This is a genomic window from Streptomyces sp. ME02-8801-2C (genome assembly GCF_033793965.1).
Taxonomy (GTDB): Bacteria; Actinomycetota; Actinomycetes; order Streptomycetales; family Streptomycetaceae; genus Streptomyces.
The window spans coordinates 26,664-33,323 of sequence record NZ_JARAXP010000033.1 but is presented as its reverse complement, the minus strand read 5'-3'; the positions used below and the strand labels follow the sequence as shown (position 1 = coordinate 33,323).

Annotated in this window: 6 protein-coding genes; 1 reads left to right on the top strand and 5 read right to left on the bottom strand. The window is 71.7% G+C overall.

The annotated features are described in order from the left end of the window. The 4 genes from PV396_RS43320 to PV396_RS43305 form a co-directional block, all read right to left on the bottom strand. Positions 1 to 709 (bottom strand): biotin/lipoyl-containing protein (locus tag PV396_RS43320; RefSeq protein WP_319213877.1); only part of this gene is annotated, 709 nt, incomplete at its 3' end. A gap of 59 nt (positions 710 to 768) precedes the next feature. Continuing rightward, a complete protein-coding gene (lpdA, locus tag PV396_RS43315; RefSeq protein WP_319213876.1) occupies positions 769 to 2,157 on the bottom strand; it encodes a dihydrolipoyl dehydrogenase in 1,389 nt (462 codons plus the stop codon). Positions 2,158 to 2,500: 343 nt separating this feature from the next. Continuing rightward, positions 2,501 to 4,027, bottom strand: a complete 1,527-nt coding sequence (locus PV396_RS43310; RefSeq protein ID WP_319213875.1) for a leucyl aminopeptidase — start codon at positions 4,025 to 4,027, stop codon at positions 2,501 to 2,503. A gap of 285 nt (positions 4,028 to 4,312) precedes the next feature. Further along, positions 4,313 to 5,104: an adenosylcobinamide-GDP ribazoletransferase gene (locus PV396_RS43305; protein ID WP_319213878.1), complete on the bottom strand. Its 792-nt coding sequence runs from the start codon at positions 5,102 to 5,104 to the stop codon at positions 4,313 to 4,315. A gap of 129 nt (positions 5,105 to 5,233) precedes the next feature. On the opposite strand from PV396_RS43305, the gene PV396_RS43300 reads away from it, so the two are divergent. Beyond that, positions 5,234 to 6,001: a hypothetical protein gene (locus PV396_RS43300; protein WP_319213874.1), complete on the top strand. Its 768-nt coding sequence runs from the start codon at positions 5,234 to 5,236 to the stop codon at positions 5,999 to 6,001. Here the strand turns inward: PV396_RS43300 and PV396_RS43295 are convergent. Next, on the bottom strand, positions 5,896 to 6,645 hold the full coding sequence (locus PV396_RS43295; protein ID WP_319213873.1) for a hypothetical protein: 750 nt from the start codon (positions 6,643 to 6,645) through the stop codon (positions 5,896 to 5,898). The two genes, PV396_RS43300 and PV396_RS43295, sit on opposite strands and share 106 nt — an antisense overlap. Between the last annotated feature and the right edge of the window lie 15 nt (positions 6,646 to 6,660).

Sequence of the window (6,660 nt, the reverse complement as noted above, 5' to 3'; positions counted from 1 at the left end):
CGGCCGGGGCCACGGGCGCCGGGGCAGCGGCGGCGGGCGCCGGAGCCGGGGCGGCCGGGGCGGGGGCAGCCGCCGGAGCGGCACCCTTGGCGCCGATCACGGCCAGCTTGGCGCCGACCTCGGCGGTCTCGTCCTCGCCGACCACGATCTCCAGGAGCACACCCGAGGTGGGCGCCGGGATCTCGGTGTCGACCTTGTCCGTGGAGACCTCGAGCAGGGGCTCGTCCTCCGCGACCTCCTCGCCGACCTCCTTCAGCCAGCGGGTGACGGTGCCCTCGGTGACGGACTCGCCGAGCGCGGGCAGGACGACGTCCGTGCCCGCGGCGGAGCTGCCGCCGGAGGTGGCCTCCGGGGTGGGAGCCGGGGCCGGAGCCGCCTGCTCGGTGGAGGGCTGGGCCTGCGGAGCCGGCTCGGGGGCCGGGGGGGCCACCTCGGCGGCGGCCGGGGCCGGGGCGGCGGCGGGGGCGCCGCTGCCGTCGTCGATGAGGGCCAGCTCGGCGCCGACCTCAACGGTCTCGTCCTCGGCGACCTTGATGGACGCCAGTACGCCGGACACGGGCGAGGGGATCTCGGTGTCGACCTTGTCGGTCGACACCTCGAGCAGCGGCTCGTCGGCCTCGACGCGCTCTCCCTCGGCCTTCAGCCAGCGGGTGACAGTGCCCTCGGTGACGCTCTCGCCGAGCGCCGGAAGGGTTACGGAAACCGCCATGGTTTCGGTTGCTCCTTACGAATTGCGGAAAGTCTGTGTCGTCGTCCGTCGACCGAGGGTCAGTCGTGGGCGTGCAGCGGCTTGCCGGCCAGGGCCAGGTGGGCCTCGCCGAGAGCCTCGTTCTGTGTCGGGTGGGCGTGGATGAGCTGCGCGACCTCGGCCGGCAGCGCCTCCCAGTTGTAGATCAGCTGGGCTTCGCCGACCTGCTCGCCCATGCGGTCGCCGACCATGTGGACGCCGACCACGGCACCGTCCTTGACCTGGACGAGCTTGATCTCGCCCGCGGTCTTGAGGATCTTGCTCTTGCCGTTGCCCGCCAGGCTGTACTTCAGAGCGACGACCTTGTCCGCACCGTAGATCTCCTTGGCCTTGGCCTCGGTGATGCCCACGGAGGCGACCTCGGGGTGGCAGTACGTCACCCGGGGGACACCGTCGTAGTCGATCGGAACGGCCTTCAGACCGGCCAGCCGCTCCGCGACCAGGATGCCCTCGGCGAAGCCGACGTGCGCGAGCTGGAGCGTCGGGACCAGGTCACCGACGGCGGAGATGGTCGGGACGTTCGTCCGCATGTACTCGTCGACCAGGACATAGCCGCGGTCCATCGCGACGCCCTGCTCCTCGTAACCGAGACCGGCGGAGACGGGCCCGCGGCCCACCGCCACGAGCAGCAGCTCGGCCTCGAACTCCTTGCCGTCGGCGAGGGTGACCTTGACACCGTTCGCGGTGTACTCGGCCTTCGAGAAGAAGGTGCCCAGGTTGAACTTGATGCCGCGCTTGCGGAACGCGCGCTCAAGAAGCTTGGAGGAGTTCTCGTCCTCGAGGGGCGCCAGGTGCTTGAGGCCCTCGATGATCGTGATGTCCGTACCGAAGGACTTCCACGCGGACGCGAACTCGACGCCGATGACACCGCCGCCGAGGACGATCGCCGACTGCGGCACCCGGTCCAGGACGAGGGCGTGGTCCGAGGAGATGATCCGGTTGCCGTCGATCTCCAGGCCCGGCAGCGACTTCGGCACGGAGCCGGTCGCCAGCAGGACGTGGCGGCCCTGGATCCGCTGCCCGTTGACATCGACGGAGGTGGGGGAGGAGAGGCGCCCCTCACCCTCGATGTAGGTGACCTTGCGAGAGGCGACAAGCCCCTGGAGTCCCTTGTACAGGCCCGAGATGACCTCGTCCTTGTACTTGTGGACCCCCTGGACGTCGATGCCCTCGAAGGTGGTCTTCACACCGAACTGCTCGCTCTCGCGGGCCTGGTCGGCGATCTCGCCCGCGTGGAGCAGGGCCTTGGTGGGGATGCATCCCCGGTGCAGGCAGGTGCCGCCGACCTTGTCCTTCTCGATCAGGGCGACGTCCAGGCCCAGCTGGGCCCCGCGCAGCGCCGCGGCGTAACCGCCACTGCCACCGCCGAGGATCACTAGGTCGAAAACGGTGCTGGCGTCGTTCGCCACGTCACGTCCTCCATGCATTGCGCCGTACGCCGGTCGTCAGTGACCGGTCGGCGGCTGGTGTCCGGCCGCTCTTTCTTCGGCCCTGTGGTGGGGGCCCCATCCTGCCGAGGCCCATCTTCGCACTTGTCAGCACCATCCGAGACGCCGGGCCACTGTGAGAGACACCCCACACTTGTAAGAGAGCGGCAAGGAGCCCGACCTGAGGGGCGCGGGGAACTGCGCGATCAACCACAACGCACCCGCACCCGCCACGCGACGCACCACACCCGAGCTACTGGGCGCAAACGGGACCCCGGACTACCCGCCCACGGGGTCCCGCCGCTCAAAACCGCTTAAAGCACCCTCAGCCCAGATCGCCGCCGGCGGTCAACTCAGCCAACCGCACCAACGTACGAACCGCAGTCCCGGTCCCCCCCTTGGGCGTGTACCCAAAGGGACCCCCCTCATTGAACGCGGGCCCCGCGATATCAAGGTGCGCCCAAGTGATCCCCTCACCCACGAACTCCCGCAGGAACAACCCCGCGACCAGCCCGCCCCCGTACCGCTCACCCATGTTCGCGATATCGGCGGTAGGAGACTCCATCCCCTTCTTCAGGTGGTCCGGCAGCGGCATCGGCCACGCCGCCTCCCCGACCTCCTCCGCCGCCTCGTGCACCGCGGAGCGGAAGGCGTCGTCGTTCGCCATGATCCCGTACGTCCGGTTGCCCAGCGCCAGCATCATCGCGCCGGTCAGCGTCGCCACGTCGACGATCGCGTCCGGCTTCTCCGCCGACGCGGCCCACAGGGCGTCCGCGAGGACGAGACGGCCCTCGGCGTCGGTGTTGAGGACCTCGACGGTCTTGCCGCTGTACATGCGCAGCACGTCACCGGGGCGGGTGGCGGAACCGGACGGCATGTTCTCGGCGAGCGCCAGCCAGCCGGTGACGTTGACCTCGAGGCCGAGGCGCGCGGCGGCGACGACCGCGGCGAAGACCGCCGCCGCGCCGCTCATGTCGCACTTCATCGTCTCGTTGTGCCCGGCGGGCTTGAGCGAGATGCCGCCCGAGTCGTAGGTGATGCCCTTGCCGACATACGCGAGGTGCTTGCTCGCCGCCTCGTGCGTGTACGTCAGCTTCACCAGCCGGGGTCCGGCGGCGGAGCCGGCGCCGACGCCGAGGATGCCGCCGTAGCCGCCCTCCTCCAGCGCCTCCACGTCGAGCACCTCGACCTGGATGCCGTGCTCCTCGGCCGCGGCCTGCGCGACGGCGGCGAAGGCCTCCGGGTTGAGGTCGTTGGGCGGGGTGTTGATCAGGTCGCGGGCGCGGTTGAGCTCCTCGGACACGGCGGTGGCGCGGGCGACGGCGGCCTTGAACGCGGCATCGCGCGGCTTGCCGCCGAGCAGGGCGACCTCCGCGAGCGGCTTGCCGTTCTTCGCGTCCTTGCCGTTCCTGCCGATCTCCTTGTACGCGTCGAAGGCGTACGCCCCGAGCAGCGCGCCCTCGCCGATCGCGCCGGCGTCGGCGGCGTCCTCGATCGGCAGGGCGAAGACGGCCTTCTTGGCGCCGGCGAGGGTACGGGCGGCCACACCGGCGGCCCGGCGCAGCGACTCGGCGCCGAAGACCTCGTCCTTCTTGGGCAGCGCGCCCAGGCCCACGGCCACGACGACGGGTGCCTTGAAGCCGGCCGGGGCGGGCAGCTTGGTCACCTCGCCCTCGGCACCGGAGGCGCCGAGAGTCCCCAGGACGTCGGCGAGCCTGCCGTCGTACGCCTTGTCCACGGCCTCGGCGCCCGGTGCGACGACCGGGCCCTTGGCGCCCTTGGCGACACCGACGACGATCGCGTCGGCCCGGAGGCCGGGCACCGCGGCGGTACTGAGAGTGAGAGCAGTCACGGTGGTGAATTCTCGCTTCCGTCTGAAAAGTTTCTGTGGCCGAGTGGAATGGGTCGACCAGGCCCGACAAGCGACCCTAAATCCGGCCTCAGGGGCTGTCGGCACCAGGGTTGGCACCCTCGGCACGAGCCTACGCTCGGTGGCCGGTTTCGCTCATTCCCACGGGCGGCATACGGCATCCCAAAGGTCGACGCCGGCCCCGAGGACAACTCGGCCTCCGCGCAGGAGAGTTACGGCTTCGTCGCCGGGCGGACCCTGCCCCTCGCCGTGCCGGTGGGCTGACGCTCAGCGCAGTGAGAGCACGACCAGCGCGGCGGTCGCCGCCGTCTCCGCGAGGGCGCCGAAGACGTCGCCGGTGACCCCGTCGAAGCGCCGTCTGCAGTGCTGCAGGAGGCGTTCCGCGGCGGCGCAGGCCGCGATGACCGCGAAGGCGGTGCGGACGATGTCGAACGCTCCGAAGAACGCGCCGAAACCGGCCGCCACGACCGTGACCAGCACCGCCACCAGCAGCGCCGAGCGCACGGGCACCGTACCGGCGACCGCCGCCCCCAGCCCCTCGGGCCGGGCGGCCGGTACGCCGGTGCGCGCCGCCAGGGTGAGGGCCACCCGGGCCGCGGTCGCCGAGACGACGGCGGCGAGCGCGCCCCGCCCCCAGGAGTCGCCGTACGCCTGTGCGAGCGCGGCCACCTGGGTCAGCAGCACGAACAACAGGGTGAGCACCCCGAACGGGCCGATGTCCGACTGCTTCATGACGCGCAGCGCGTCCTCGGCGGGCTTGCCGCTGCCCAGCCCGTCGGCGGTGTCGGCGAGACCGTCGAGATGCAGTCCCCGGGTCAGGACGGCGGGCACGGCGGCCGAGGCGACGGCGGCGAGCAGCGCGCCCCCGCCCAGGAACATCAGCAGCAGTCCCGCCAGGGCGGCACACCCGCCGACGACCAGACCGGCCACGGGCGCCCACAGCATGCCCCCGCGTGCGGCGTCCCGGTCCCAGCGGGCCACCGGCACCGGCAGCACGGTCAGCGTGCCGAAGGCGAACCGGAGACCGTCGAGCGAGGTGGCGGGGGGCTGCGGAGGCATGGACACCGGCGCAGAGTACCCGGCGAGTCACGCGCCGCACAGGGCGGGCAGCGAGCAGGCAGCGGGCAGGCGACGGGCAGGCGGCGGGCGAGCAGGCCATAACGTCCGATACCTGGATAAAGTGCGCGCATGGGTCATTGGCTGGAGCGGAACATCATCGAGCCGGGCAAACTGCCGCTGCTCCTGGCGCTCGCCGCCTTCGTCCTGACGTTTCTCCTCACCCGGATGGTGACCCGGATGATCCGCGCGGGCAAAGGGCCGTTCGGCAACGTCAAGGCGGGCGGGATGCACATCCACCACGTCGTCCCCGGGGTCGTACTGACCGTCGTGGGCGGCTTCGGGGCCGTGGCCAGCGGACAGCGCGGGGTCGGGGCGGGGGTGTGCGCGGTGCTGTTCGGGATGGGCGCCGGTCTGGTCCTGGACGAGTTCGCGCTGATCCTGCACCTCGACGACGTCTACTGGACCGAGGCGGGCCGGCAGAGCGTCGAGGTGGTGGTGCTGACGGCAGCCCTGGTCGGCCTGGTCCTCCTGGGTTTCGTGCCGTTCGGGGTGAACGACCTCAGCGACGAGGACATCCAGAGCCGGGGCGGCGCCATGGTCAGCGTCGGCGTCAACTTCCTCTTCTCACTCCTCGCCCTGAGCAAGGGCAAGGCCCGCACGGCGATCTTCGGAGTGATCGTCCCCTTTGTCGCGCTCGTCGGCGCGATCCGCCTGGCCCGCCCCGCCTCCCCGTGGGCGAAGCGCTTCTACGGCCGCCGCGCCCGCGCCCGGGCCCGCTCGATCCTGCGCGCCTACCGCCACGACCGCCGCTGGGCGGGCCCCCGGCGCCGTATCCAGGACCTGATCGGCGGCAGACCCGACCCGACACCGGCCGACGTCCCCGCCGTACGCCGGTGACGCAGCGCCGAACCCGCGCACAGGACGAGTACGGCGACGATGGCCGCCAGATGCTCCTTGCCGGCGAGGTTGTCCTTGACGATCACCTCCACCACCATCGCGACGATCACCGCACCGGCGGTCGCGTACGCCCGGTAGCGCCACCCCAGGAACACGGCTAGGCCCACCACGGCCGCCGAGGGGCCGGTGTCCACGACGTGCGCGTCCGTGCCGGGCAGCCCGAGGAAGCCCGCCGGGCCCACGGCGATGCCCACGCGCGCGTAGAGCGTGCCGGCGAGGGTGGCGACGTAGGCGATCGTGAGGGTGCGCCACCAGCCGAGGCAGATCTCGGCGAGGCCGAAGACGACCAGGATCTGCGCCAGGGCGCCCCACACCGGCAGATCGGGGGCGGGCACGAAGAGGGAGAGCGGGGTACGCAGCAGGGCGAGCCACAGCGGGTCCTCGGCGCGGACACCGCCTATGTTCTGCACGAACCGGTACCCCTGATGCCCCGCGTGGATCTGCGTGAACTGCACGAGCGCGGTCAGACCCACGAGCCCGAGCGTCATGAGCAGCGCCCGCCATCGCCGCCGGAGCAGGGGCTCACGTACGGCGACGTACAGGCGTCCCCATTCGGTGCGGGCCCAGCGGACGACCGTGCTCATCGTGTGGCCCTCATC

Excerpts from the sequence above, each read along its gene's own strand:
- PV396_RS43295 (WP_319213873.1), bottom strand. The coding sequence starts at position 6,645 with ATGAGCACGGTCGTCCGCTGGGCCCGCACCGAATGGGGACGCCTGTAC.
- PV396_RS43305 (WP_319213878.1), bottom strand. The coding sequence starts at position 5,104 with ATGCCTCCGCAGCCCCCCGCCACCTCGCTCGACGGTCTCCGGTTCGCC.
- PV396_RS43300 (WP_319213874.1), top strand. The coding sequence starts at position 5,234 with ATGGGTCATTGGCTGGAGCGGAACATCATCGAGCCGGGCAAACTGCCG.